This window comes from Streptomyces aurantiacus (genome assembly GCF_001418335.1).
GTDB lineage: Bacteria > Actinomycetota > Actinomycetes > Streptomycetales > Streptomycetaceae > Streptomyces > Streptomyces aurantiacus.
Map to the genome: position 1 here is coordinate 1 of NZ_LIPP01000138.1, position 24,135 is coordinate 24,135.

General features: G+C 72.4%; 26 protein-coding genes and 1 pseudogene. 11 read left to right on the top strand and 16 right to left on the bottom strand.

The genetic code is table 11. From position 1 onward, the window contains the following. Positions 1 to 53 precede the first annotated feature (53 nt). Positions 54 to 272, top strand: a complete 219-nt coding sequence (locus tag AOK01_RS46160; protein ID WP_079103566.1) for an LPXTG cell wall anchor domain-containing protein — start codon at positions 54 to 56, stop codon at positions 270 to 272. A 344-nt stretch (positions 273 to 616) separates the two neighbouring features. Then, positions 617 to 1,912, top strand: a complete 1,296-nt coding sequence (locus tag AOK01_RS19285) for a glycoside hydrolase family 26 protein (RefSeq protein WP_055513330.1) — start codon at positions 617 to 619, stop codon at positions 1,910 to 1,912. Between the two features lie 25 nt (positions 1,913 to 1,937). Here AOK01_RS19285 and AOK01_RS19290 read toward each other — a convergent pair whose 3' ends face one another. The 8 genes from AOK01_RS19290 to AOK01_RS19325 are packed head-to-tail and all read right to left on the bottom strand — an operon-like array spanning position 1,938 to position 11,741. Further along, entirely contained in the window at positions 1,938 to 3,083 is a 1,146-nt protein-coding gene (locus tag AOK01_RS19290) for a GNAT family N-acetyltransferase (RefSeq protein ID WP_055513405.1), read from the bottom strand. A 47-nt stretch (positions 3,084 to 3,130) separates the two neighbouring features. After that, entirely contained in the window at positions 3,131 to 3,793 is a 663-nt protein-coding gene (locus AOK01_RS19295; protein ID WP_055513332.1) for a YveK family protein, read from the bottom strand. Further along, the gene (locus AOK01_RS19300) at positions 3,790 to 4,992 is read right to left on the bottom strand and encodes a glycosyltransferase (protein WP_055513334.1); all 1,203 of its coding nucleotides are present in this window, start codon (positions 4,990 to 4,992) and stop codon (positions 3,790 to 3,792) included. Before AOK01_RS19300 ends, AOK01_RS19295 begins: the two co-directional genes overlap by 4 nt. Further along, positions 4,989 to 5,786, bottom strand: a complete 798-nt coding sequence (locus AOK01_RS19305) for a polysaccharide deacetylase family protein (protein ID WP_245702311.1) — start codon at positions 5,784 to 5,786, stop codon at positions 4,989 to 4,991. The genes AOK01_RS19300 and AOK01_RS19305 overlap by 4 nt, the downstream gene beginning before the upstream one ends. After that, positions 5,770 to 7,674, bottom strand: a complete 1,905-nt coding sequence (gene murJ / locus AOK01_RS19310) for a murein biosynthesis integral membrane protein MurJ (protein ID WP_079103558.1) — start codon at positions 7,672 to 7,674, stop codon at positions 5,770 to 5,772. Before murJ ends, AOK01_RS19305 begins: the two co-directional genes overlap by 17 nt. Further along, complete coding sequence (locus AOK01_RS19315) at positions 7,671 to 9,047, bottom strand: O-antigen ligase family protein (protein WP_079103559.1); 1,377 nt, start codon at positions 9,045 to 9,047, stop codon at positions 7,671 to 7,673. Before AOK01_RS19315 ends, murJ begins: the two co-directional genes overlap by 4 nt. A 4-nt stretch (positions 9,048 to 9,051) precedes the next feature. After that, positions 9,052 to 10,554 (bottom strand): sugar transferase, encoded by a 1,503-nt coding sequence (locus tag AOK01_RS19320; protein WP_055513336.1) that lies wholly within the window; start codon positions 10,552 to 10,554, stop codon positions 9,052 to 9,054. Beyond that, positions 10,551 to 11,741 (bottom strand): glycosyltransferase, encoded by a 1,191-nt coding sequence (locus AOK01_RS19325; RefSeq protein WP_055513338.1) that lies wholly within the window; start codon positions 11,739 to 11,741, stop codon positions 10,551 to 10,553. Before AOK01_RS19325 ends, AOK01_RS19320 begins: the two co-directional genes overlap by 4 nt. Positions 11,742 to 12,337: 596 nt before the next feature. Here AOK01_RS19325 and chpG point away from each other — a divergent pair. The 7 genes from chpG to AOK01_RS19360 all read left to right on the top strand — a co-directional run bounded on the left by chpG (position 12,338) and on the right by AOK01_RS19360 (position 17,004). Then, positions 12,338 to 12,577: a chaplin ChpG gene (gene chpG, locus AOK01_RS19330; RefSeq protein WP_055513340.1), complete on the top strand. Its 240-nt coding sequence runs from the start codon at positions 12,338 to 12,340 to the stop codon at positions 12,575 to 12,577. Between the two features lie 268 nt (positions 12,578 to 12,845). Then, positions 12,846 to 13,622 carry a hypothetical protein gene (locus tag AOK01_RS19335; protein WP_055513342.1) on the top strand — a complete coding sequence of 259 codons (777 nt, stop codon included), beginning with the start codon at positions 12,846 to 12,848 and terminating at the stop codon, positions 13,620 to 13,622. A gap of 304 nt (positions 13,623 to 13,926) precedes the next feature. Next, a complete protein-coding gene (locus tag AOK01_RS19340) occupies positions 13,927 to 14,223 on the top strand; it encodes a hypothetical protein (protein WP_055513344.1) in 297 nt (98 codons plus the stop codon). A gap of 176 nt (positions 14,224 to 14,399) precedes the next feature. Further along, positions 14,400 to 14,915 (top strand): DUF5949 family protein, encoded by a 516-nt coding sequence (locus AOK01_RS19345; protein WP_055513346.1) that lies wholly within the window; start codon positions 14,400 to 14,402, stop codon positions 14,913 to 14,915. Positions 14,916 to 15,101: 186 nt separating this feature from the next. Beyond that, positions 15,102 to 15,611 (top strand): hypothetical protein, encoded by a 510-nt coding sequence (locus AOK01_RS19350; RefSeq protein WP_055513348.1) that lies wholly within the window; start codon positions 15,102 to 15,104, stop codon positions 15,609 to 15,611. Positions 15,612 to 15,629: 18 nt separating this feature from the next. Continuing rightward, a complete protein-coding gene (locus tag AOK01_RS19355) occupies positions 15,630 to 16,154 on the top strand; it encodes a tyrosinase cofactor (RefSeq protein ID WP_245702313.1) in 525 nt (174 codons plus the stop codon). Beyond that, positions 16,138 to 17,004, top strand: coding sequence for a tyrosinase family protein (locus tag AOK01_RS19360; protein WP_055513352.1), 867 nt, complete (start codon positions 16,138 to 16,140; stop codon positions 17,002 to 17,004). The genes AOK01_RS19355 and AOK01_RS19360 overlap by 17 nt, the downstream gene beginning before the upstream one ends. A gap of 115 nt (positions 17,005 to 17,119) precedes the next feature. Here the strand turns inward: AOK01_RS19360 and AOK01_RS19365 are convergent, their stop codons facing one another. Further along, positions 17,120 to 17,386, bottom strand: coding sequence for a chaplin (locus AOK01_RS19365; RefSeq protein WP_055513353.1), 267 nt, complete (start codon positions 17,384 to 17,386; stop codon positions 17,120 to 17,122). Between the two features lie 169 nt (positions 17,387 to 17,555). Then, a complete protein-coding gene (locus AOK01_RS19370; RefSeq protein ID WP_055513414.1) occupies positions 17,556 to 18,272 on the bottom strand; it encodes an SDR family oxidoreductase in 717 nt (238 codons plus the stop codon). A gap of 76 nt (positions 18,273 to 18,348) precedes the next feature. Between AOK01_RS19370 and AOK01_RS19375 the strand changes: the two genes are divergently transcribed. Further along, positions 18,349 to 19,230 (top strand): helix-turn-helix transcriptional regulator, encoded by an 882-nt coding sequence (locus AOK01_RS19375; RefSeq protein WP_079103560.1) that lies wholly within the window; start codon positions 18,349 to 18,351, stop codon positions 19,228 to 19,230. 4 nt (positions 19,231 to 19,234) lie between these two features. Here the strand turns inward: AOK01_RS19375 and AOK01_RS19380 are convergent, their stop codons facing one another. Both AOK01_RS19380 and AOK01_RS19385 read right to left on the bottom strand, forming a co-directional pair. Further along, positions 19,235 to 20,068, bottom strand: coding sequence for a helix-turn-helix transcriptional regulator (locus tag AOK01_RS19380; RefSeq protein ID WP_055513355.1), 834 nt, complete (start codon positions 20,066 to 20,068; stop codon positions 19,235 to 19,237). A 9-nt stretch (positions 20,069 to 20,077) separates the two neighbouring features. Next, positions 20,078 to 20,872, bottom strand: coding sequence for an SDR family oxidoreductase (locus AOK01_RS19385; RefSeq protein ID WP_055513357.1), 795 nt, complete (start codon positions 20,870 to 20,872; stop codon positions 20,078 to 20,080). 194 nt (positions 20,873 to 21,066) lie between these two features. On the opposite strand from AOK01_RS19385, the gene AOK01_RS46165 reads away from it, so the two are divergent. Beyond that, positions 21,067 to 21,192: a hypothetical protein gene (locus AOK01_RS46165; protein WP_281181387.1), complete on the top strand. Its 126-nt coding sequence runs from the start codon at positions 21,067 to 21,069 to the stop codon at positions 21,190 to 21,192. A 48-nt stretch (positions 21,193 to 21,240) separates the two neighbouring features. On the opposite strand, the pseudogene AOK01_RS46580 reads toward AOK01_RS46165, so the two are convergent. From AOK01_RS46580 to AOK01_RS19400, 4 genes and pseudogenes are all read right to left on the bottom strand, one after another. Next, a pseudogene (locus AOK01_RS46580) lies at positions 21,241 to 21,432 on the bottom strand (hypothetical protein); the annotation flags it as partial. Continuing rightward, positions 21,390 to 21,944, bottom strand: coding sequence for a hypothetical protein (locus tag AOK01_RS19390; protein WP_245702314.1), 555 nt, complete (start codon positions 21,942 to 21,944; stop codon positions 21,390 to 21,392). The pseudogene AOK01_RS46580 and the gene AOK01_RS19390, both read right to left, overlap by 43 nt. Beyond that, entirely contained in the window at positions 21,929 to 23,401 is a 1,473-nt protein-coding gene (locus tag AOK01_RS19395) for a sensor histidine kinase (protein WP_245702315.1), read from the bottom strand. The genes AOK01_RS19390 and AOK01_RS19395 overlap by 16 nt, the downstream gene beginning before the upstream one ends. Next, positions 23,398 to 24,093 carry a response regulator transcription factor gene (locus AOK01_RS19400; protein WP_055513361.1) on the bottom strand — a complete coding sequence of 232 codons (696 nt, stop codon included), beginning with the start codon at positions 24,091 to 24,093 and terminating at the stop codon, positions 23,398 to 23,400. The genes AOK01_RS19395 and AOK01_RS19400 overlap by 4 nt, the downstream gene beginning before the upstream one ends. Positions 24,094 to 24,135 lie beyond the last annotated feature (42 nt).

A 24,135-nucleotide genomic window follows, 5' to 3' on the forward strand; every position in this document is an offset into this window, starting at 1 on the left:
CGTGGTGGGCGGCACCGCCGTCGGATCCCCCCACCACGGGGCCGTCGACGACGGTGCCGCCCACCACGCGTCCGCCCACCACGCGTCCGCCGGTCACGACGCTTCCGGCCACGACGCTTCCGGCCACGGCTCATGCGGCCGAGGGCTCCAGGCCGCAGCTGGCGCACACCGGCAGCGACGGAATGCTCGCAGCCTCGGCCGCCGGCGTGGGGCTGCTGCTCGGTGGAGCGGTCCTGTACCGACGAAACCGAGCCGCGTCCCGGCGGTGGTGACACGTCGGGTGCCGGACGCCACGCGCCCGGCACCCGCGCGGTAGGCGCCCCGCGGTCCCACCGACTCCGCGTCGCCGCCGTCATCCGTTGGGACCAGTACGGCGGGCCGTGCGACCCGGGCCGCCACTCGGCGCAACGGCAGCGCCTCCTCGTTTCCTTTCCCGCTTGTTTCCCCGCTTGTTTTCCCGCCTGTCTTCCCGTCTGTTCTCTCGTTTGTTTTCTCGTCTGTTTCTCACCCGTGCGGATGACCGGGTATTTCCCCGGTGTTCGGCCTCGGTTGGCGTACTCCGCGTTCATGTGACTGGGTGTCGGTGGACGGAGGAAATGAAGCGCGAGGAGCGGACATGGCCCCACTGCAACGGATCCGAACCAGTCGGCCGGTATGCCTCGCCGCCTCGCTCGCCGCCGGACTCGTCGTCTCGGCGGCCCTCGTGTCCGGGACCGGATACGCCGTGAACGCGGGGGCGGGGGAGAGGGCGGGGGAGCCGCCGACCCCGCCGCCGAGCGCGGCCCCGAGTCCAGCCATGAGCGCCGCCATGAGCGCAGCCCCGAGCCCGGCGCCGAGTTCGGCTCGGCATCCGGCCTTCGGTGCCTACCTGGACTACGGGCCCCGCGGTGTGGCCCGGATCGGGGAGCTCAGCCGCTGGCTGGGCGGGACCGAGCTGCGCGTGGCGCACACGTATCTGCCGGGCGACCGCTGGAGCAACATCGAGGGCCTGCCCGGATTCCTCGATGCCTGGGCCGACTGGCGGCGGGAGGAGGCCGACCGGCTCTTCGTCCTCAACGTCCCCATGCTGGAGCGCAACGAAGAGAACGTGTCCGACCGGGAGGTCGGGCGGCTGCTGCGGCGCGGCGCCGAAGGAGAGTTCGACCAGCACTTCCGCACGCTCGCCGAGCGGCTCGTCGAGCTGCGGGTGCCCGACACCGTCATCGTGCTCGGCTGGGAGATGAACGGCGTCACGTACACCCATCGCTGCGGGCCGGACCCGGACGCCTGGAAGAAGTACTGGGAAAGGATCGTCACCGCCATGAGGTCGGTACCGGGGCAGAAATTCCGGTTCGACTTCACGGCGAACCGCGGCCAGGACGCCATTGCCTGGACCGAGTGCTATCCGGGCGACGACACGGTCGACATCATCGGCATGGACTCCTACGACCAGCCGCGTGGCCAGTCGTTCGACGAAGCGGTTTCGGAGCCGTACGGGCTTCAGGCGCACGTCGACTTCGCGAAGACGCACGGAAAGCCGATCTCGTACCCGGAATGGGGGCTCTTCCGCAACGGGGACAACGCGACGTACATGAAACGCATGCTCGCCTGGCTGGACGAGCACAAGCCGCTCTACAACACGCTCACCGACTACTGCCCGCACGGGGTGTGGCAGTGCGACGACAACCCCGAGGCCTCCGAGATCTACCGTTCCGCGCTCTACGGCCGCACCGATCCGGCCCCGACACCGACCTCGACGGACCTGACTCCGACCCCAACCCCGCCCGCCCCGACCGGTCCGGCGCCCGATCCGACGGTTCCGGCACCTGTGCAGCCGCCGAGCTGTTCGCCGGTGGCGCTGGGTGACTGGGTGGAGCACTGGCTCGGCGAGAAGCTGTGCCTGCCCTTCGACCGGCGGTCGCGCGACCGCTGAGCCGAGGGGCGCGGCGGCGGGTCGGTCACGGCCTGCCGCCACCGCGTTCCCGCCGGCTGAGGAAACGGTCCAGCAGCTGCTTGCCCCGGTTGCGCGCGGCCACGTCACAGACGGCGGCGGACAGCAGCGGGGCCGTCCGCCGCCGGGCCAGCAGGAAACGCTGGTTGACGACGGGCTGGGGGCGCCAGTGGTGCTTGTAGGGCTCGTTGCCGCGCAGCAGGCTCAGCACCCGGCGCTCGCCCGCCGTGCCGGTGTGTCCACCCGTGCCGGTGTGCTCGCCTGTGCCGGTGTGCTGGGCGCAGGCGTGCAGCAGCATCGTCGCCACGTCCGCCTTGCGCTCCCGCAGCTGCGGATGCGCGCCGTACAGATAGCCGCCCGCCAACTGCCGTGACAGGAGCGTCAGATCGACCGCCAGTACGGTGTCCGCCACCCGGAACTCGGTCACCACCGCGTCCCCGGCGCGGACCATCGGCCCCACCGAGCGGACCAGATGTTCGGCGAACCGCTCCTGAAGGTGCTCGGTGGTCACCTTGCGGCCCTGCCACTGGAGCCGGTGCAGCTCCAGGAGCCGGCGCAGTGCCGCGTCCACCTCGTCCGGGCGTACGGCACGCCGTTCGACGCCCAGTGTGGTCAGTTTGCGGAGCTTGGCGCGGACCCGCTGCTGGGCCTTGGCCGTCGCGAGCCGCCCGATCAGGTCGTCCATCGGCACGGCGGGCAGTTCCAGACACAACGAGTCCGGCACGCGCCGCCGGGGCCCGCGCCAGCTCGCGTACACCCGCTCCACCGCGCCGCCGGGCCGCACCTCACGGAAGTCGATCAGCGCAGTGCGCGCTGCCACGGCCAGCCCGTCGGCCAGGGCGGCAGCCGCGCGGTCGGCGCGCTCGCCGTCCTCGATCAGCACGTCCCCGAAGTCGGAGATGGACCCGCCCAGCGGTACGAGGGCCGGCCACGGCTGCCGTACGAGCATCAGCGGGGCGGCGGCCACCAGGTCACCGCCGTCGCGGACGAGCACCAGGCGGAGCCTGCCGCGGGTGCCGTACGAGAGCCACCACGAGTGCAGCCAGGCGTGGCTCTGGAACGGGGTCGCCGTGCCGCACCGCCGGTACAGCCGCCCCCACTCCTCGGCCAGCCGGCCGAACTCCCGCTCGCCCGTGCAGAGTTCGGTACGCATGTCGGTACGCAGGTCCGTGCGCAGGTCCGTGCGCGGGGCGGCGGCTGTCACAGTTGCCCGCGGAAGACGGCGGCGGTGGCGGGGCCCGGTACCGAGGCCGTGGGCGCGGGCTCCGGGGTACGGCGCGGCCGGATCAGCAGCGCGAGCCCGCCGAGCAGGCCGCCCGCGCTCGTGCCGACGAGCCCGGTCACCGCCGCCGACGCCGACGAGGCCTCGGTGGGCTCGACCGCCCGGGAGAACCGCAGCAGTTTCACATGCGTGCTGCCCTTGGTGGCGTTCGCGTGCCGGGTCAGCGAGCGCGACACGGCGTTGGCGATGTCCGCGGCGAGGTCGGGGCGTGCGGAGGTGGCGGTCACGGAGACCATCGGCGCGTCCGGCGAGGTCGCGGTCCGCACGCTCTCGCGCAGGGTCGACACCGGCACGCCCGCCCACACCTGGGCGTCCCCGAGCACCGCGAGCTGGGTGGCGACACGCCCGTAGGCCTGCGCGAAGCCGAGCGCGGCGGCCGGGTCCGACTTCTTCGTGGGGACGGCGATGACGTAACTCGTGGCGGTGTACTGCGGTGTCTTCAGGCCGCCGTACGCGCCGCCGAGCACGCCGCCGAGGAGGGCGCCCGCGGCGAGCAGGGACCACGGCGGCAGCGCCTTGACGCGGGCGAGTGCCGTTGCCGTTCCCGGCCACCCGGTCGAACGGTTGGGGTTGTCGGTCATGCGGAACTCACTCCCAGAGTTGCGGCCGTGTAGATGTCCATGAGCCGGTCGGCACTGCGGGCGATGCTGTAGTGATGGGCGGCGTCCGGCGCCGACCGCGGCCCGGGGCCCTGCGCGTGGGCCTGCCGCAGGGCCCGTACGAACGAGTCCACGCCGCCCTGCACCCGCCGGGCGGCCGGCGCCGCGGCCTGCGGCAGGTCGTCGACGGCCGGGCAGGACACGTAGAGCACGGGCAGACCCGCCGCCAGGGCCTCCACGACGGCGAGCCCGAAGGCCTCTTCCGCGGAGGGCGAGGCGAGGATGTCCATGGCGCTTGTCAGGGCCGGCAGATCGAGATCGGTGGAGGTCGGCCCGGTGGTGGATCCGGTGGTGGATCCGGTGGATCCGGAGGATGTGGCGGGTTGGGTGGGCGCGTTCGGCCTGTTGGGCTCGTTGGGGCGTTCGCCTGTGAACAGCACCCGGTCGGCGACCCCCACGCGCTGCGCCACGCGCCGCAGCACGTTCTCCTCCGGGCCGCCGCCGACCAGCAACATCCACACGGTGTCCGGGAGTTCGGCCAGGGCCCGGACGAGTACCTCGAACCGCTTGCCGGCCGTCAGCCGCCCGACCGCCCCGACGACGTACGCGTCCTGCGGCAGCCCCAGCCGCCGCCGGGTGCGCTCGCGGCGGGCCGGGTCGAAGCGGAAACGGGCCACGTCGATGCCGTTCGGCACGACCTCGATACGGGGTCCGGGCACGCCCCAGCGGCGCAGCCGTTCGGCGACCGTGGGCGAGACGGCGACCGTCGCGCGGCCGAGTCGCTCGCTGGCCAGATAGAGCGCCCGGACGCCCGGAGTCAGCCGGCGGCCCTCCACCTGCGAGTCGCCGAGCGAGTGTTCGGTGGCCACGACGGCCCGCACCCCGGCCAGCCGCGCGGCGACCCTGCCGTACACGCAGGCCCGGTAGAGGTGGGTGTGGACGAGGTCGTAACGGCCGCCGCGGATCAGGCGGACCAGGCGGGGGAGCGCCACCGGGTCGCGGTTGCCGCGCATGCCGAGGTGGGTGACGCGCACGCCGTCCGCGGTGAGGCCCTCGGCGACCGGGCCCGGGTTGGTGAGGGTCACCACGTCGCAGTCGACCGGCAGGTTCCGCACCAGCAGGCGCAGTTGCTGCTCGGCCCCGCCGACCCCGAGCCCGGTGATGACGTGCAGGGCCTTCACCGGGCCTCCTCCGCCGGGTCGGCCAGGGGGGCTGGGCGCCTGCGCAGCCGGTTGAGGCGGTACTTCAGCAGCAGCCGCCAGGAGGTGTCGTTCTCCCCGATATGGACCCGGGGGAGGGCGAAGGTACCGGTGAGCGGGCCGGGGTCGATCGCGCACGCGTACCCGTAACCGGCGGCCCGTACGATGTCGGCGACCCGTTGGTCGACGGTGCCGTACGGGTAGCACAGACCCAGGACCTCCCGGCCCGTCAGCTCGGAGAGCAGGACCCGGCTGCCGCCGACCTCGGCGCCCAGCAGCGCGTCGTCGGCCCGGGTGAGGTCGACGTGGGTGAGGCCGTGCGAGGCGATCTCCAGACCCTCCGTGTCCGCGAGCCGACGGATGCCGTCAGCGGTGAGGAGCGGTTTGCGGGGGCCGAGCGGGTCCCACTCGTTCGTACCGCCCAGCCTGCCCGGCAGGACGAACACGGTGGCGCCGAAGCCCCAGCGCCGCAGCACCGGAAGGGCGTTGTCGGCGAAGTCGGCGTAACCGTCGTCGAAGGTGAGGCCCACCAGGCCCCGCCCCTCGCCCCGGGCTCGGGCCGCGAGCAGGTCGGCCATGCTCACCCCGCGCAGGCCCCGGCGGTGCAGCCAGCTCAGCTGCCGGTCGAGGCGGTCGGGGGAGACCGTGATGCGGTACGGGTCGTCCGAGCAGTCGCCCACCGAGTGGTACATCGCCACCCACAGGGGAGCGACCGGGTGCTTGCCGGTACGAGTGACAGTGTCGGTGGTAGCGGTCGTGTCAGCGGGAACGGTCATGCGGCAGCCTTCGGGTGACGGAACGGAGGGCGGTACGGAAGGCGATGGGGAGGGTGGTACGGGTGGTGGCGGGTGCGCCGCCGAACCTGACGCCGAGCAGCCGGAGCAGCAGGACGTAGATGACGGTGACGGTCACGCCGCCGGCGAGCAGGGCGAGTTCGGGCGAGTCGAAGCGGCTCGCGCACAGGGCTCCTGTCACGGCCGCGCACACGGCCGCACGCAGCGGCCTGCTGAGTTCGTGGACGACCCGGCGGGTACGGATCGGCACGCTGCGCCTCTCGTCCATGCCGGACAGCAGCAGCGCCGCCGTGACGGTGATGCCGATCGCGTTGGCGGCGGCGATCCCGCGCACGCCCCAGGTGCCGACGGTTCCGGCGCCGATCCACGAGGTGGCGACGATGCCGGCGGTCATCGCGGCCAGCGGGTACCAGGTGGGGCGGCCGGCCGAGAAGTACGTCCGCACGAGCGCGCCCACCAGCGTGTGGCCGAGCAGCCCGACCGAGTAGACCCGCATGACGGTCGCCGTGGCCGCCGTGTCCTGGTCGGTGAACGCGCCCCGCTGGAACAGGAGTTGGATGATCTGAGGTGCGCACGCGAAGACCGCCGCGGCACCCAGCAGCACCATGCACGAGGCCACCGCGACGTCGCGCTCGACACGGTTGCGGGCCCGCTCGGTGTCGCCCTCGGCAAGCGCCTGCGCCAGCACCGGGAAGGTGACGGTGCACAGCATCAGCGAGAGGGTCATCGGGATCTGGGCCACCTTCTGCGCGTAGTTCAGGTGCGAGATGGCTCCGGAGGGGAGGTTCGAGGCGAGGTAGCGCTCGATGAGGACCTGGGACTGACGGCACAGGGCGAAGAGCAGGACCGGGGTGATGAGGGCGAGATCCACCGAGTGGGTCACGGACTGCTTCACGGACTGTTTGACGGTCTGTTTGACGGACTGCTTCACCGCCGGGCCCTGTGTGCCGGGTGCTTCCTCGGGTTGTGCAGGGGTGACCTCCGTGGTCGTGGCCGGGCGGCGACCGCCGAGGAGCTGCCGGGCCAGGGCGGGGATCTGCGCCGCCACCATCAGGCAGCCGCCCAGCGCGACACCGACGGCCGCCGACCGCACGCCCCAGCGGCCGCCGAGGACGAACATCGCCGTGATGACGCCGGTGTTGTAGGCGACGTAGATGGCGGCGGGCGCCAGGAAGCGGCGGTGCGCGCGCAGGGCCGCGCTGCAGTACCCGGCGAGCCCGAAGCTCAGGACACAGGTCGCCGTCAGCCGTGTGCAGTCCACGGCGAGCCCGGGGTCGGGCAGCCCCGGTGCCAGCCCCGCGACCAGGTACGGCGCCCCGGCCATCAGCAGCGCGGACACCGCCATCAGGACCAGGGAGAGGCGCGGCAGCGTCGCGGCGACGAGCGCGCGGACGGGGTCACCGCCGGTCCCGCCGGACCGGCGGGTCCCGCCCGTCCCGCCGGCTCCGCGCGCCCGCCGGGCCACGGCCAGGCTGAACGCCGGGACCAGCACGAACGCCATCCCGTCCTCGATGAGCAGCGTCGCCGCGACCTCCGGCACGGTCCACGCGACGAGGAAGGCGTCCGTCTCGGTCCCGGCCCCGAAGAGATGCGCGAGCGCCTGGTCCCGGCCCAGTCCGAGCAGCGCGCCCGCGATGGACAGGACAGCGGTGACGAGCGTGGCCCTGGCGAGGAACCCACGGGTGGGCGGGGCGACCCCGATGGGTGTGCCCTCGGCCGACGCGGCGCGGGCGCCGGGCAGTTGGACCTCAGCCTCAGCCTCAGCCTCAGCCTCAACCTCGATCGCGGCCTCGATCTCGGCCTCGCCGTGACCCTTGCCCGTACGAGCCGTCGTTCCCTCACCCTCCGCCCGGGAAGGCGTCACCGTCATCGTTCCCCGGCCCCCTCGGTCCCCTTGGCCCCCTCGGCGGCCAGTGCCCACCAGGCTGCGAGGCCGAGGACCAGCGCGGTCAGCACGGTCGAGGGGCCGCCGATGTCGGCGTACACGAAGTCGACCAGCTGCCAGACCAGCAGCCCGCACGCGACGAGTGCGCAGTCGAGCCCGTGGTCGAGCCCGCGGTCGAGTGCGCGGTCCTGGCCGCCCGGGGAACGGCGTGCGCGCAAGAGCCGCCGCAGTCCGCACGCCAGCAGCGCGAGCCAGCTTCCGGCCAGCGCGAGCAGCCCGAGCAGCCCCTGTTCGCTGAGCACCAGCAGGTACATGTTGTGCGGCGAGAGGAGCGGCTGACGGTGGAAACCGGCGCCCGCCCCGTCCGTGTCACTGCCCGAGGACAGCGCGAGCGAGGCGTGCCCGTCGCGGTGGTCGGGGAAGCCCTTGAGCCCCACGCCGGTCAGCGGCTGGTCGCGCCACATGTCGACGGCCGCCGTCCACATCGTGTACCGGTCGGTCACCGACTGGTCCGGCGCGTCCGCGACCTGCGTGATGCTGCTGATCCGCTCCTGCAGCATCGCGGTGCCCACACCGAGCCCGCCCACCAGAACCACCGAGGCCGCCACCACCACCGCGAACACCGTCACGGCCCGCCGCAGCCCGGCGAGTACGAGCTGCGCCCCGCACGTCACGGCCGTCGCGATCCACGCCCCCCGGCTGAACGACAGCGCGAGCGGCAGCAGCAGCGCCAACGCGCACACCGCCGCCGCGGTACGGAGCCGCGCGGGCCCGGACCCGAGCGCGAGACCGAGCGCGCACACCAGACCGAACGCGACCACGGCCGCCATTCCCATGATGTCCGTCGGCCCGAACGTGCCCACGGCCCGGATCTCCTCACCCCGGTACGAGGCCCCGGTCCCGGTCACGTACTGGTGGACGCCGATCGCCCCCTGCCACAGGGCGAGCCCGACGAGGGACCAGGCGATCAGCCGCGCGTCACGGTGGTCGCGGACCAGGAGCATCACCGCCGCCGGCACCAGCACGAAGATCTGCAGATAGCGCACGAGCCCCGCGGCCCCCGCCCCGGCCGAGGCCGCGCCGGCCGTCGCGAGCGCCACCCCGACGACGGGCAGCCCGAGCACGACGGCGGCGGTACGGGACAGGGGGCGCCGCCGGCCGCGTACGAGACGCAGCGCGCAGCACACCACGACGAGACCGGACACGGCGTCGGCGACGGTGCCGCCGCCACCCCCGCCCTCGGAGACCGGGAGCGCGAGCGTGGCGACGAGGGCGATCACGGGCAGCACGGGAAGGAAGCGGCGGGGCGCCGCGGTCACGGTGGCCACGAGGGGCGGGGCGGGCAGGACCAGCGTCACCGGCTCAGCTCCCCGTCGGACGCACGAGCGCGGCCGCGGTGCGCACCAGGATGCAGACGTCCTGCCAGAGCGACCAGTCGTCGATGTACGCGTTGTCGAAGCGGCAGCGGTCCTCGATCGACGTGTCGCCGCGCAGCCCGTGGATCTGCGCCAGCCCGGTGATGCCGGTCCGCATCCGGTGGCGGGCCGCGTAGCCGGGGTACGTCTGGCTGAACCGGCCCACGAAGTACGGCCGTTCGGGACGTGGTCCGACCAGGCTCATGTCGCCCCGCAGGACGTTCCACAGCTGGAGCAGCTCGTCCAGCGAGGTCCGCCGCAGGAAGCGGCAGAACCAGCGCATCTCCCGTTCGTTCGCCACGCTCCAGCGGGTCGCCGCCTCGTGTGCGTCCACGGGCCGGTGCGTACGGAACTTCAGCAGGGTGAACGGCCGCCCGTCCTTGCCGACGCGCTCCTGCCGGAACACCACACCGGGCCCGTCGGCGGCCCGCAGCACGACCGCGCACACCAGCAGCACCGGACCGGCCAGCAGCAGCAGGGTCCCGGAGACCAGCACGTCGAGGAGCCGCTTCCCGGTGCTCCCGTACCGCCGCCGCCCCGCCGACAGCCGCCGGCAGGCGAATCCGGCGAGCCGCTCGGTCCGTCCGGTCCGTCCGGTCCGTTCGGTCCGTCCGGTCCACTCGGTCCGTCCGGTCCACTCGGACCGCTCGGCCTGCTCGGTCGTCGACCCGTCCGCGTGCGCCCCGACCTCCCACACGGCGCAGCCCGCCTCACCCAACGCCCGGAGCAGCGGCCCCTGTTCGGCTCGCGCGGCGGGTCCCACGGCGAGCACGTCCTGTACGCCGTTCTGGATGAGCGCCCGCTGGACCTCCTCGCCGGTGGTCAGCACCGGCAGTCCCTCACCGCCGCCGTCCGCCTCGTCGGCGACGACGCCCACCGGCCGTACCCCGCACCCCGGATGCCGCAGAAAGGCGGCCGCCATCCGCTGCGCGTCCACGGCGCGGCCGACCACCAGGGCCGCGCGCGGGCGCCGCAGCAGCGCCCGGCGCCGGCGCCCGTGCACGACACCGCGGCCCGCGCAGCTCGCCACCGACTGCACGGCGCAGCCGAGGAGCAGGGCGTGGGCGGACAGCGCGTGCTCCGGGGAGTACGCCGCCAGCAGGGCCCCGAGCGCACACCAGCTCACCGCGATCCGGCCGCAGACGGCGGGCAGTTCGTCCAGGGCGCTGGGCACGGTCGCGGCGCGGTACAGCGACGCGCGCGCGTTGAGCCACAGCACCACGAGCACCAGCAGGACGAGCGGAAGCGGCTGCGGCCAGGGCAGTGCCAGGCAGCCGCCGGTCAGCGCGGCGCCGATGTCCACGGCGGGCAGCGGCAGCCGTGAGGCCCGCCGGACGAAGGGCCGTTGACCGCTGGGGAGGCCGAAGCCCCGGCCTGCCTCGCGCGACGGGACGACCGAGACGGGGGACACGGGGGACACAGGCGAGGGAACGGTGCTTTCGGCGGTCACGTGGGGATGGACTCCCTGCACTCGGTGTGGTCCACGACCGTGCTCCGTCCGGTCGGCCAGGTGCCGATCAGATCGCGGTACACGTCGGCGACGGCCGCGGCGGTGCGCCGGACGTCGTGCGTGGTCGTTACGTACCGGCGTCCCTGATGACCGAGCGACTCGCGCAGCAGGGGGTCGAGGAGAAGCTCGGTGACGGCCGCGGCCAGCGCGTCCGGCCGCTCGGGCGGCACCAGGGCGCGCCGCCGGCCCGGCGGCAGGCTTTCGCGCGCCCCGTCCACATCGGTGATCACGACGGGCCGCCCGCAGGCCATGGCCTCCAGCGGCGCCAGCGCCATGCCCTCCCAACGGGACGGCAGGACGACCAGATCGGCGGCCTGGTACCAGGGCGCCGAGTCGGTGACGGCCCCGGCGAACAGCACGGACGCGGGCGCCCGGGCCCGCAGCGCCCGCGCGTCCGGCCCGTCGCCGACCAGTACGAGGCGCGCGTCGGGCACGCGCCGGGTCACCTCACGCCACGCCTCCAGGAGGACGTCCTGTCCCTTCTGCCGGCACAGCCGCCCGACGCAGACCGCGAGCGGCGCCGCCGGATCGACCCCTTCGAGCAGTGCGATCCCGGCCCGTACGGTGTCCACCGGCGCCGGGTGGAATCCCTCCAGGTCGATGCCGTTGGGGATGACGCTCCAGCGCCCCCTGATCCCCGACCGCTGCCCGGTCCGCCGCTCGGCCTCGCTGACACACACGACCCGGGACGCCCAACGCACGCCGAATCTCTCCCAGTTGAGCGCGAGCAGCCCGGTGGCTCCGCCGACCGCCCGGAACGACCAGGCGTGCGGCTGGAACACGGTCGGCACCCGCCCGCGCACGGCCAGCCGTGCCGCCAGTCCGGCCTTGGCGCTGTGCGCGTGCACCACGTCGGGGCGCACCTCCCGTACGACCGCACGCAGACTCCGTACCTCCTGGGCGAGCCACGGACCCGGGGAGCGGGTCGCGGGCCAGTGCCGTACGGCGGAGCCCAGGGCCTCGGCCGCCGCCGCGAGGCCGCCGGTCGCAGGACAGGCGACGGTGACTTCCGCGCCGGCGGCCAGCTGAGCCCGCACCAGGTCGGTGACCACGCGGGCCACCCCGCCGTCGACGGGCTGGGAGACGTGCAGGACTCGTGGCCGAGGGCCGGTCGGTGACAGTCGCATGCGCGCTTTCCTCGCTCACGGGTGGCGCTCGCAGCGAGCGCGGTGGAACTCGGACAGTCGAAGCAGAACAGCCAGGGGAGAGCGGCCAGGGGAGAGCGGCCAGGAGGCGGAACCTCGTTGGCGACTGTCAGGTCCGCGTGGGTGGCGGGGCGGTGGCGGGGGCAGGGAGAGCCGATGCCGGTCCGCCCGGCGCCCGGAGCGAGGCGAGGGAAAAGGCACCCACCATTCCGCGGCGCGGCAGAAGACCCAGGGAATTGCGCATGACCGGCGTTGCCCTTTCGGGGGAATTTCGATGGGAGAGGTACTGACCCATACGGGTGGACGAGTTGTGGACATCATGTGATTGCCGTCATGACTCCCCGTCTGTTTCAAGCGATCCGAGGAGAAACGCAACTGTAGCCGCTATCCGTATTTATCGGTGAAACCCGTCAAGTGTGTCGGAATCGTGTGCATGCCCCGGGACAAGTCCGGTGCACATCTGGTAATGCCTCGAAGCGTCACTCTTTTGGAGGCACAACCCGCGCCTGCGCCGCGCGTTGATTCCAGAGCCGGGCACCCCGCACGGCTGTTGTTTCAATTCCAAGGAGCACCTCTCCATGTCGCGTATCGCGAAGGGCCTGGTCCTTACCTCCGTTGCCGCCGCCGCCATGGCGGGCACCGCCGGCATCGCCTCTGCCGACAGTGGCGCGCAGGGCGCCGCCGCCCATTCCCCCGGCGTCCTGTCGGGCAACGTGGTGCAGGTCCCCGTCCACGTGCCGGTCAACCTGTGCGGCAACACCATCGACATCATCGCGCTGCTGAACCCGGCGTTCGGCAACGAGTGCGAGAACGACTGACGCAGCGGCTCAGCCCTTGATCGGCCGCCCTCCCCGTCCGGGAGGGCGGCCGATCCGCGTTTGCCCCGAATGGCGTTTGCCCCGAATGGAGGGAGGGGTGGCAAGAGCCCCTCGCGGGCCCGCGCACGGCGCCTCACCAGGGACAACGGCTCGACAACGGTCATGGCGGCGAGCGCGGGCCACTACGGTGCGCGGTCGATCGGTTGCACGCGGCGGTCACCGCTTTCACGGTGAGAGCAAGTTCCGACACACCGCGAAAGGACCTTCCATGCATGCTCTGCCCGTACGGCGTATCGCGACCTCCGCGCTCTGCGCCACGTTTCTGCTGGGGATGGCCGGGCCGGTCGCCGTGGCCGCCGACCACGACTCGGCGCACGCCACTCGTGCCACGACGGCTCAGGCGCCGGTGCCCGACGCGGAAGCGCTGCTGGCGCAGACCAAGGGCCTCGGGGACATCGCCGACGTAGTGAAGCCGGTCACCGACCTGCTCGAAGACGTGCTCAAGGCCGACAACGGGCAGCTCCCCGCCGCCGACGCCACCAAGCTCGCCGACGCGGTGAAGGAGGCCGTCGCCGCGGCCACCGCGGCGGCCCCGGCCAGTCCGCAGACCCCGCCGTCGACGACGCCGACCGAGCCGAAGGCGCCCAACCAGCCCGACACGCCCAACCAGCCCAACCAGCCCGACACGCCCAACACACCGAACACGCCCAACACTCCGAACACGCCGGTCGATCCGCCGGCGGTCCTGCCGGCGCTGCCCGACACCTCCGCGGTGCCGCAGACCGACGGGCGGGTGGCCGCGCCCGACGTCAGGGCCGACGCGCTCAAGGCCCTGCAGAACTCGGTCGATTCCCTGGTCAAGGCGGCCACCGGTGGCGACGCCACCGCCGTGAAAGCGGCCTCGACGACGGTCGTGTCGGGCCTCGTCAACGTCGTCGCCGCGATCTCGGTGGGCGGCGGCCTGCCCGCAGCGAACCTGGAGGGTCTGTCCAAGCAGCCCACGGACGCGGCCCAGTCGTCGGCGAGCGGCCTGCTGCCCTCCTGAGCCGGCGTCCGACCGCCGCCCCAGGTACGGGGACGGCGGCTGAGGCGAAGCAACCGCCGTCCCGGCCGTCGGGCCGGCCCGTCACCCGGGCCGGCCCGACGGCCGTCCACGGGCTTCTCATACGAGAGGCCAAGAGGCCAAGAGGCCAAGAGGCTTTGTTCGGTGGTGTGCCGCACTCTTCAATCGGGTGGGTTCCAGGAATTTACGGCGTACGGGGTTTCCCTCCCGACCGGAGGTCGTTGGGCAGGAAACCGAACACCGAGAATTCCCTCCGGTGACGTGAGTCACCGAAGAAAGGAACACGATGAAGTCCCTGAAGGCCGCCGCTGTCGTTGCCGGGTCCATGGTCGTCGCTGGTGTCGCCGCGCCCGCCTTTGCCACCGACGTCATGCCCCCCTCCAGCCTCAACGGCGGCCTGGAATCGGCCGTCACCCAGCTCACCACCGAGCCGGTGGACGTCATGCCCCTGCAGTCGCAGTCGAGGGCGCTCGACACGGAGAACGAGGACTCCGCGCTCAGCACCGTCACGGCCGCGACGGAGACCCTGAACTCGGCGAGCGGGCCCACGGGCCTCCTGGGCGGACTCCCCCTCCAGAAGTGACGTCGGCAGTCGGCAGCCGCCGAGAGGACGACGCGGGGCCGGTCGCGCACTGCGCGGACCGGCCCTTCGTGTCTGTTCGACCCCCGTCCCTCGTTCGTGTGGAGAGCTCCACGGAAGTCCCCCGAGCGAGTGAGAACAGAAGCGGCGGCATTCCGACACGCCACTACGGTTCCGCGATGACCTCAACCTCGATTTCAACCTCACCCTCAAGCGGAACGTGCCCTTCCTCCGCCGCGAACCTCGGCACGCTCGTCGTCATGGCATGGAGCGGTGCACACCCCGACGGTGACATGCCCTATCTCCTGGCCTACTCCCTCGGCGACGGCCAGGGCGGACCCGAGGGCTCCGCGGTCGCCGTGGAGCAGTTGCTGAGCGCCAACGGACTGCCCCTCGGCGACACGGTCGTCGACGCCACCCGGCAGCCGAGCTTCCCGGTCAGCCTCCTCGTCGAGGCAGGTCAGGCCGTCGTCAGCATGACCGAGCTCAAAGCCCGGTGCCCGGTGCCGCCGGAGTGGCTCGCGGCCGTCGGCGAACGCGGCTACGCCTACCTCCTGTTCACCACCCGCCCCTGGCCCGAGGCCGAACCGGGCAAGCCCGTCGAGCCGGCGGCCCTGGCGGCCTTCGCCGGTGACGAGGAGACCCTGAAGAACGCGGCGCACGCCCTCGTCCCGGCACGCAGCCCGCGCGGCTGACCGTATGGCCGTATGGCCGGTCCCGCACTTGGCGGGGACATCGGAATGCTCGCGTTGCCGCGGTGGTGGGATTTCTGGACGAACTGAAGATTGCGCCGACCGGAGGAATTATGACCTGATCCTGTACGCCGGGTCGTTACCCGTTCCGGACGCACCATTCCGAATTCCGAAAGGCCCGTACCTGAGATGAAGTCGACCACGCGAGGTACTTTTGCCGCCGTCGTCACCTGTGTGGCGGCCGCCGTCGCGACGCCCGCCGTCGCGGCCGACGGGATTCCGGTCGCCGTGCCCCTGGAGGGTGCGGAGCACGCCCTGGACATGGAGCTGCCCAGCGTCAGCGGCACCGTGCCACTGCTCAAGCCGGGCAGCCCCGACGGGCCGCGGTACGTCGAGGGCCGGCTGCTGCCGGACCGGGCCCTCCCCCAACTGCCTGTCACCAGCGACCTGCCCTCAGCGGATCTGCGTACGCCGGTGCCGCGCGTGCTCGGCGACACCTTCGACCACCTCGCCGTCGGCGCACCCACCTCCTCCGGCCTGCGCGCCCGGACGCCCGGTGCCTCGCTGGACGGCCCGCTGACCGCGCCGCGCCCGGACCGGCTCGGCCTCCCGGCCCCGAAACTGCCCGAGGCCGGCCTGCTCGCCCCGGTTCTGCAAGCGGCGCCGGGGGCCACCCTGGGCCTCGCGCCCGGACTGTAGGCGCACCGAACAGTGCGGGTGGGAGCGGGGAACGGTACGCGGCGGGACGTCCTGAGAGGGGTGCTCGCCGCGGCCATGGCCGTCGCGCTGACTCCGCTGGTCACGGCATCGAGGCGAGCACGCGCCGAGCCGTACACCCCCGGCACGCCGACCGGGTTCGAGGCGGAGTCCGAGGCTGAGTCCGAGTCCGAGTCCGAGGCGCGGTTCGCCGCCGGGTTCGACGAGATGTACGGCGGCTCCCGGATCCGCGGGTTCAAGGACACGGCGGGCGGGGTGTGCTCGGACGGGGTCGCGCGTGCGGCCACCGCCGGGCCGTGGCGGGTCACGGTGGACGACCGGCCACTGCATCTCATGCGGCGGGCCGACGGCGGCTATCTGACGATGCTCGACCACTACCAGTCGTACCCGACCCCGCTGGCCGCCGCCCGCGCGGCCGTGGACGAACTCGGCGGCACACTGCGGCTGCGCGAGGCCACCACGGGGGCGGAACAGGGCGAAGGACACGGAGGACCCGGAGGATACGGAGATGGCGTACCCGCGTAAGAACGTGAGCGCGCTGACACGCACGGAGAAGCGCAGGCTCGTCGACGCGTTCCTGGAGATCAAACGCACCGGCGAGTACGACGAGTTCGTCCGTATGCACATCGACCACTATGTGTCGGACGGCGAGGGCGGACTGCGCGCGGCCCATATGGCGCCGTCCTTCCTGCCCTGGCACCGGAAGTTCCTGCTGGACCTGGAGCGGGCGCTGCGCCGGGTGGACTCCGGGGTGTCCGTGCCGTACTGGGACTGGACGAAGGACCGCACCCCCGCCGCCCCGCCGTGGGGGGAGGACCTCCTCGGAGGCAACGGGCGCCGGTCCGACCACCAGGTGACGACCGGCCCGTTCGCCCGCCGGCACAAGAAGTGGGTCGTCAAGGAGTCGATGACGGACGGCGACTACCTCACACGCGATTTCGGCAGGCCCCGCGATCCGCTCGCCCTGCCCACCGCGGACGATCTCGCGAAGGCCCTCGCCGATCCCGTGTACGACACGGAGCCCTGGGACTCCACCTCCGGCCGCGGCTTCCGGAACGGTCTTGAGGGGTGGGGGACCGGGCGGGGCAACGACGCCTGGCGCAACCACAACCGCGTCCACCGCTGGGTCGGCGGGCACATGCTGGGCGGGGGCTCCGTCAACGACCCCGTCTTCTGGCTGCACCACTCCTTCGTGGACCTGCTCTGGACGCGCTGGCAGAAGCGGCATCAGAGCGCGCGGTATCTGCCCAAGTCGCCGCCGGGGCTCGGGGACCGGCAGCGCGGACGGATCGTGGCACGGCACGAGGCGATGCCGCCGTGGGGCGTGACACCGGACGAGATGGAGGACCACAGCCGGATCTACCGGTATGTGTGACTACCGGTACGTGCGAGGCGGCGACGCGGAACACGGCGTACGGCGAACACTGCGCAAGGCAGAAGGAAGCCCCCGGCGGGCGGTGCCGTCGGGGGCTTCGCGTCGGTGGGGTGGCTCAGTGGCCGTAGCCGTGGGGGGTGTCGTCGATGTTCGCGCACTCGTTGCCGAACGTCGGGTTCAGCAGGGCGATGATGTCCACGGTGTTGCCGCAGAGGTTGACCGGGATGTGGAGCGGAACCTGGATGACGTTGCCCGACGCGACGCCGGGCGAGCCGACGGCCTTGCCCGCGGCGTCCGCGTCCGCCATGGCCAGAGAGGCACCACTGAGCACAACGGCGCCCGTGCCGAGCGCGACACCGGCTGCCTTCGCGATGCGAGACATCACGTTTCTCCTTCGAATTCGGTGAGCACGGCAGCACGAACGCGACCGCACTGTCCCTTCAACGCGAGGATTGACAGCGGGTAACGGCACCCAGCATGACAACATCCAGCAAAATGCCCCAAACGGGTCGACTGTGGGTGAGGGCCGCGCCTCCCGAGTGTCCGCGTGCTCACCAGGGCACGGAGGTTCCGTCCCAGGAGAAGAACGCGCCGGTGGGGCCCTCGTCCGGCAGGAGGGCCAGTCGGACGGCTTCCTGGGCGGCCTCGGCCGGGTCTCCGCCGGAGGCGGCCGCCCGGGTGTTGAGGTCGGTGGCCCGCAGGCCGGGGGCGAGCGCGTTGACCTTGAAGCCCTCCTCGGCCAGCGTCTGGGCGTAGAAGACGGTCAGGGCGTTGAGGGCGGTCTTCGACGATCGATAGGCGGCGGCGGCACCGTTTCCGGGGGCGAACTGCGGGTTGGGGTTCGTGCTCCAGGTCAGCGATCCGGTGCCACTTGAGACGTTGACGATGCGGGGGCGGGGCGAGCGGCGCAGGGCGGGCAGGAAGGCGTTGGTGACCTCGACGACCGCGAACACATTGGTCTCGTACGTACGCCGGAACTCCTCGACGCCGGCCTCGGTCGGCGGGGTGAGTGACACGGAGATGCCCGCGTTGTTGACCAGGACGTCCAGGCGGTCCACCTGCGCCGCGGCCTCGGCGACGCTCCGGGGGTCCGTCACGTCGAGGACCAGCGGGCGGGCGTCGCCGACGATCTCCTCGGCGGCCCGCTGCCCGCGTCCGACGTCGCGGGAACCCACGTACACGGTGAAGCCCTCCGCGGCGAGTTGGGCGGCGATGTGCTTGCCAATACCTTTGTTGGCACCGGTGACCAGTGCTGTGCGATCGTTCATGACGCCCATGGTTCTGCGGCTGTGACCGTGCTGCCAGGGACAACCTGTACCAGGCGGTGGTGGGAGGAGGCACAGGATGGCGCGGGAGGAACTGGCCCGTTTTCTGCGGGACCGTCGTGAGGGGCTGTGTCCGCACGAGCTCGGTCTGCCGACGAGTACTCCTCGCCGTACACCGGGTCTGCGACGCGAGGAGGTGGCGGAGCTGGCCCACATGTCGGTCGACTACTACACACGGCTGGAGCAGGCCCGCGGGCCCCGGCCGTCGCCCCGGATCCTGGACGCGCTGGCCCAGGCCCTGCGGCTCGTTCCGGCGGAACGCAGCCACCTGTTCCGCCTGGCCGGCTCCTCCCTGCCGCCCGGCACCCACGCCGTGCAGCGGGTGCGCCCGCAGGTGGCCGGGATGCTGCGGCGACTGCCGGAGACCGGCGCGATCGTCACCGACGCGGCCTATGGCGTCGTCGCCTGGAACCCCCTCGCGCAGGCTCTGCTGGGCGATGACCTGGGACGCGGGACGACGAACCTGGCCCGGCGCCGCTTCCTCGGCCAGGGGCGGAGTTACGAGAGCTCCAGCGCGGAGAGGTTCGGGCACATCGTGGTGGCGCGGCTGCGCCGGGCCGCGGACCGCTACCCGCACGACGCGCGGCTCGCCGGTCTGCTGAGCGAACTGCGTTCCGGCAGCGAGGAGTTCCGGCAGATCTGGGAAACCCGCCCGGTCCACGCTCCCGGGCACCGCACCAAGGTCCTCGACCACCCGACGGCAGGCAGACTGCGGTTGAACTGCGACGTACTGCTCGTCCCCGAGGACGACCAGGAAGTCGTCCTGATGACGGCGGATCCCGGGTCGCCGTCCGCGCGGACCCTGCGCGGGCTCGCCGCACGACTTGACCGAGTGGCCGTTGACGCCGCCGAGCTCGGTTCCTGCGAGCAGGAACCTGTTCCGCACCGTCGCCGTCGGTGACCCGTCAGACGAGGGAAGCCAGCAGCGAGAGTTTCTCGGCACTGTCGCTGCCTGCGTCGGCGTAGTAGAGCACCAGGAGGAGTCCGTTCACGGGCAGCTTGTCGCGGTGCAGATGCAACCGGCCGACGACCGGATGGTTCACGGTCGTGGTACCGCCCTCAAGCGCCCGGACGTCGTGCCGGGCCCACAGTTCGCGGAACCGGCCGCTCGTGAGGGACAGCTCGCCGATGAGTTCCACGAACCGCGGGTTGTCGACATCGTCGCCGATCGACTCTCGCAACGCGGCGATGAACCACTCCGAGGACGCCGTCCAGTCCGCGTGGAACGACTGTTCCTCCGGGTCGAGCAGCAGCGAGCGCAGGCGGTTCTCGCCCGGCCGCAGGCGGGGTGAGAACGCCGTCGCCAGCTCGTTGGCCGCGAGGACGTCGAAGGCGCGCCCCTCGACGAACGCCGGCACTCCCACGGCCGCGAGCAACTGGTGCAGCCGGGCCGGTACGTGCTCGGCCGCACGGCGTCGACGACTCCGCTGCCGATCCCGATCCCGCTGTCGTGGCCGTGGAGTGGCCAGGCTGTGCAGGTACTCGGCCTCGACCTCGTCGAGCCGCAGTACGCGAGCGAGCGCGTCGAGCACCTGGGCCGACGGGTGGGTGTCGCGGCCGCGTTCGAGACGCAGGTAGTAGTCGGCACTGATGCCGGCGAGGATCGCGAGCTCCTCGCGACGCAGGCCGGGCACCCGACGGATGCCGCCCGCCGGAATACCGGCCTGCTCCGGCGTGACGAGTCCGCGACGGGCGCGCAGGTAGGCGCCGAGCCGGTTGGCGTCCTGGTCCGCTGTCATGCGAACACGCTAGCTTCCGGACCGGCCGGAGCTTTTGGACCTGCCCGGAAGCATCGAGAGTGCCTGTGAGCGCTGGGCCACGAGTTCGGCGTAGGTACCGTCGCGTTCTGCCCAACGGTGCATGAGCACGCCCTGTACCAGGATCTCGGGCGGTGTCGGGTCCTGTGCGAGCAGGTCCATCACTTCCGCGCCGTAGGCGTCGAGGGCGAGAGCGTGCGGGTTGCCGCTCCCGAGCGGGGTCGCGACGGCCGGCGGGACGAGTTCGGCGACCTCGACACCGGTCCCGGCCAGCTGCGCTCGCAGCGCCTCCGTGTAGGCGTGCACGGCGGCCTTCGAGGCGCCGTAGGTGGGCATCAGCGGGAAGGGGAGAAAACCGATCCCGGAGCTGACAGTGATGATCGTGCTGTTGCTGTTGCCGCCGTTGCCGCGAGCGAGGAGGTGCGGGGTGAACGCGTCGATGACCCGGATGGTGCCGAGTACGTTCACGGCGACCGTCGTTTCGGCGGCACCGAAGTGGGTCGGGTCGCGGAGGTCCTCGGGGACGCCGGTGCCCGCCATGGTGATGACGGTGTCGAGGCCGGGATGCGTTCGCAGCACCTCGTCGCGCGCCCGGGTCACCGAGCCGGCGTCGGTGACGTCGATCTCGACGGGGACGAGTCCCTCGTCGGCGAGCCGCGTGAACGTATCGGTGCGACGGCCGCCGACGACGACGGTACTGCCGGCGGCGCGGAACCGGCGGGCCAGCTCAAGGCCGATGCCCGAGGTGGCACCGGCGATGAAAACGGTGCGGGAGGTGATGTCCATGGCTCGACGGTAGGCCGGATCTCCGTGGGCTCAGGGGGCCCTGTCAGGACCCCGGAACGCCACACCCTCGTACGCCGCACCTCTGGCGGCCATCGCGTGCGGGCGTACGTACGCTGATCGGCCGCCGGCTCGTCGGCACGTGCGCTGATCAGCCGGCGGACCACGACGGAGGAGCGCGACGGCTGGCTGTCGGCGTGCTGGACCAGGCTGACCTCGACCGGATCGGCGTCCGCCAGTGGTACCCGGACCGGGCCGGTCACGGACTGCCGCGCGTCGAACCGGGCAAGAAGCCCGGCCCCGGCGCCCTGCGCGTCGCGTAGCCACTGGTGCAGCACGGTGCCTGATCGCATGGTGATGATCGGCCACCGGCCGAGTTCTTCCCAGGTGACCTCACGCCCGTCGGCGAGCGGATGGTCCGGGCGGGTGTGGATGCGCAACGGTGCCGTGCGGATCCGGCGTCGGGCGAGGGCGCGCGCCCCTGTGGGAGCCGTTCGGACCCCGGTGAGCTTCCGTCTCCTCACCGTTCGGGGCAGCTCTCGTCCGACGCCGTGACCTGCCATCCGCCGCCGTCGGTCACTTCCGCGCTGACCGTTGCGTCGGACGGACGCGTGAGGCGGTACGCGGCGGCGGCCGTGCAGACGATCTGCCCTACCCCGGTGCCGCTCAGCCTGTCCATGCCCGGGGGAAGTCGGATCGTCATGGCGTCCCTCTGCACCGTCACCGTAAAGGTGTCCGGCGAGGCGGGTTGCCCCGGCCCGTCGGTGGCGGGCGGGGGTGCCATGGCGGTCGGCATGCCCGGTACCTCGGTGGAGAGCCTCCCCGAGTCTCCCTCCCCGGCCAGCGGACCGGCCATCAGCAGCTGCAGCGCCGCCTCGGGGTCACCGGGCAGCGCGGTCATGCGGGGCATCGCGACGAGTGCGCCGCTCTCGACGAAGTAGACCCGCGTCATCGGGAGAGCCCCGCTCGCGGGACCGCCGGCCTCCACCACTCCGGTCGCGGGGATCCCGCAGGAGGTGAGCGCGAGGAGCATCAGCGGCGGGACGCCGCGCAGGGCCTTCATGACGGGTTCCATGACGGGTTCTCCTCGTGCGACTCGTCCCGCCACAGCGGAAGTTCTACGGTGAAGACGGCGCCGCCCGCCGGGTGGTCGGCCGCGCGGACGGTGCCGCCGTGGATGCGGACGTTCTCGGCGGTGATGGACAGACCGAGGCCGCTGCCCTCGGAGCGGATCCGGGCGGTGTCCGACTTGTAGAACCGCTCGAAGACATGGGGCAGGACGTCGTGGGGGATGCCGGGGCCACTGTCCCGTACCTCGATGACGGCCCCCGCGTCGCCGGCGCTCAGACGCACCTGTACCGGGTGGGCGCCGTGCTTGAGCGCGTTGCCGACCAGGTTGGCGACGACCACGTCCAGGCGGCGCGGGTCGACCCGTCCGCGCACCGCGTGCGGCGGCGGCAGATCGGTTGCCACCGTGTCCGTCCAGCCGCGGGAGGCGAGGGTGCGCCGGATCGACTCGGCGAGGTCGATCTCGTCCAGGTGCAACACCGCCGCGCCCGCGTCGAAGCGGGAGATCTCCATCAAGTCGTCGACGAGACGGGCGAGTTTGACGGTCTCCTCGCTGATGAGCCTGACCGCGGTGGCAGTGTCCGGGTCCAGCCGGGCGGCGTCCTCGTCGAGGATGTCGGTGACGGCGGACATGGCGGCGAGCGGGGTGCGCAGTTCGTGCGAGACGTCGGCCGCGAAGCGGCGGGCCCGCGCCTCCATCTCGCGCAGTTCGGCCACCGATGTCTCCAGTGCGGCGGCCGTCTCGTTGAACGTGTGGGACAGGTCGGCGAGTTCGTCGGAGCCGTTGACCGCGAGCCGGGTGTCCAGGCGGCCTTCGGCGATCCTGCGGGTGGCGAGCCGCAGCTTGCGCACCGGCACCAGCACCCCGCGGGCGGCGAGGAGCGCGAGCACGACGGCGAGCGCGAGGGCCGCCACCATGGCCCGTTCGACGGCGGTGACCAGGGCGTCGACGTACGCCTGTTCCGTGGTCTGCGGCACGACGAGGAACACCCGGACCCCGGTGGCCGTGGCGGCTCCGTCCGGGGCGCCGAAGAGGATCGACATGCCGACGACCAGCGAGGTGCGTCCGTCGTCGCGCACCCGTTGGAAGACGGTGGCCTTGCTGGCGCCGACGGCCTCGCGCACGGCGGGCGTGACCTCGGGGAAGGGGTCGCCCCGGACGGAGGAACCGCTGAGGTCCCCGTACGTCACCAGCACCCGCCAACTGCCCTGCGACTCGTTGGCCGCCATGCCCTGTGCGAACTTGCGCAACATCGGTTCGTCGGGGGGCAGGGCGAGTTCGCCGGCGCGCTGGTTGAGCTGGGCCCGCAGTTGTCTGATGGTGGCGTCCTGACTCTGCTGGAGTACGCCGGTGCGCGCCTCACGGAAGGTCAGGGCCCCGGCCGAGATGGCCGCGACGGCGGCGACGAGCCCGAAGGCCACCACCAGACGGGCACGCAGGCCCAGCAGCCGGCGCTTCCTCACTGCGCCGCGAAGCGGTAGCCGAAACCGCGCACGGTGTGGATGAAGCGGGATGCGCGGGGCGGCTCGGACATCTTGGTGCGCAGTCGTTTGACGCAGGCGTCCACCAGGCGGGCGTCGCCGTGGTAGTCGTGTTCCCAGACGGCTTCGAGGAGTTGCTGGCGGCTGAACACCTGACCCGGCGAGGCGGAGAGGGTGAGCAGGAGCCGTAGCTCGGAGGGGGCGAGGGCGATCGGCTCGCCGTTCAGCGCGACGGTCAGGCCGGACCTGTCGACGGTCAGGTCGCCGTAGGTGTCGATCTTCGGCAGGCCCTCGGCGCCGGGCGTGCTGCCGGCCGCCCGGCGCAGGACCGCGCGTATGCGCGCGTCGAGCACACGGGCGAGGACGGGCTTGACGACGTAGTCGTCGGCGCCCGCCTCCAGGCCGACGACGATGTCCACTTCGTCTCCCCGTGCGGTCGCCATGATGATCGGCAGGGTCTGGTCGACGGCCCGTATACCCCGGCACACGTCCAGGCCGGTCATGCCGGGCAGCATCAGATCGAGGACGACGATGTCCGGCCGGAAGGCCCGCAGCCGGTCCATCCCCTCCTCGCCGGTCGCGGTGGCGTCGACGTCATGGTTCTGGCGGCGCAGGGCCAGGGCCACGCCCTCCCGCACGGCGGGATCGTCTTCGATCAGCAGTACACGTGACATGCGCTCAGTATCCACACGACCATGACCACGAGGAGAGTTATC

Coding starts and splice junctions, on each gene's coding strand:
- AOK01_RS19285 (WP_055513330.1), top strand. CDS start 617: ATGGCCCCACTGCAACGGATCCGAACCAGTCGGCCGGTATGCCTCGCC.
- AOK01_RS19290 (WP_055513405.1), bottom strand. CDS start 3,083: ATGCGTACCGAACTCTGCACGGGCGAGCGGGAGTTCGGCCGGCTGGCC.
- AOK01_RS19295 (WP_055513332.1), bottom strand. CDS start 3,793: ATGACCGACAACCCCAACCGTTCGACCGGGTGGCCGGGAACGGCAACG.
- AOK01_RS19305 (WP_245702311.1), bottom strand. CDS start 5,786: ATGACCGTTCCCGCTGACACGACCGCTACCACCGACACTGTCACTCGT.
- murJ (WP_079103558.1), bottom strand. CDS start 7,674: ATGACGGTGACGCCTTCCCGGGCGGAGGGTGAGGGAACGACGGCTCGT.
- AOK01_RS19325 (WP_055513338.1), bottom strand. CDS start 11,741: ATGCGACTGTCACCGACCGGCCCTCGGCCACGAGTCCTGCACGTCTCC.
- chpG (WP_055513340.1), top strand. CDS start 12,338: ATGTCGCGTATCGCGAAGGGCCTGGTCCTTACCTCCGTTGCCGCCGCC.
- AOK01_RS19335 (WP_055513342.1), top strand. CDS start 12,846: ATGCATGCTCTGCCCGTACGGCGTATCGCGACCTCCGCGCTCTGCGCC.
- AOK01_RS19340 (WP_055513344.1), top strand. CDS start 13,927: ATGAAGTCCCTGAAGGCCGCCGCTGTCGTTGCCGGGTCCATGGTCGTC.
- AOK01_RS19345 (WP_055513346.1), top strand. CDS start 14,400: ATGACCTCAACCTCGATTTCAACCTCACCCTCAAGCGGAACGTGCCCT.
- AOK01_RS19350 (WP_055513348.1), top strand. CDS start 15,102: ATGAAGTCGACCACGCGAGGTACTTTTGCCGCCGTCGTCACCTGTGTG.
- AOK01_RS19360 (WP_055513352.1), top strand. CDS start 16,138: ATGGCGTACCCGCGTAAGAACGTGAGCGCGCTGACACGCACGGAGAAG.
- AOK01_RS19365 (WP_055513353.1), bottom strand. CDS start 17,386: ATGTCTCGCATCGCGAAGGCAGCCGGTGTCGCGCTCGGCACGGGCGCC.
- AOK01_RS19370 (WP_055513414.1), bottom strand. CDS start 18,272: ATGAACGATCGCACAGCACTGGTCACCGGTGCCAACAAAGGTATTGGC.
- AOK01_RS19375 (WP_079103560.1), top strand. CDS start 18,349: ATGGCGCGGGAGGAACTGGCCCGTTTTCTGCGGGACCGTCGTGAGGGG.
- AOK01_RS19380 (WP_055513355.1), bottom strand. CDS start 20,068: ATGACAGCGGACCAGGACGCCAACCGGCTCGGCGCCTACCTGCGCGCC.
- AOK01_RS19385 (WP_055513357.1), bottom strand. CDS start 20,872: ATGGACATCACCTCCCGCACCGTTTTCATCGCCGGTGCCACCTCGGGC.
- AOK01_RS19390 (WP_245702314.1), bottom strand. CDS start 21,944: ATGGAACCCGTCATGAAGGCCCTGCGCGGCGTCCCGCCGCTGATGCTC.
- AOK01_RS19400 (WP_055513361.1), bottom strand. CDS start 24,093: ATGTCACGTGTACTGCTGATCGAAGACGATCCCGCCGTGCGGGAGGGC.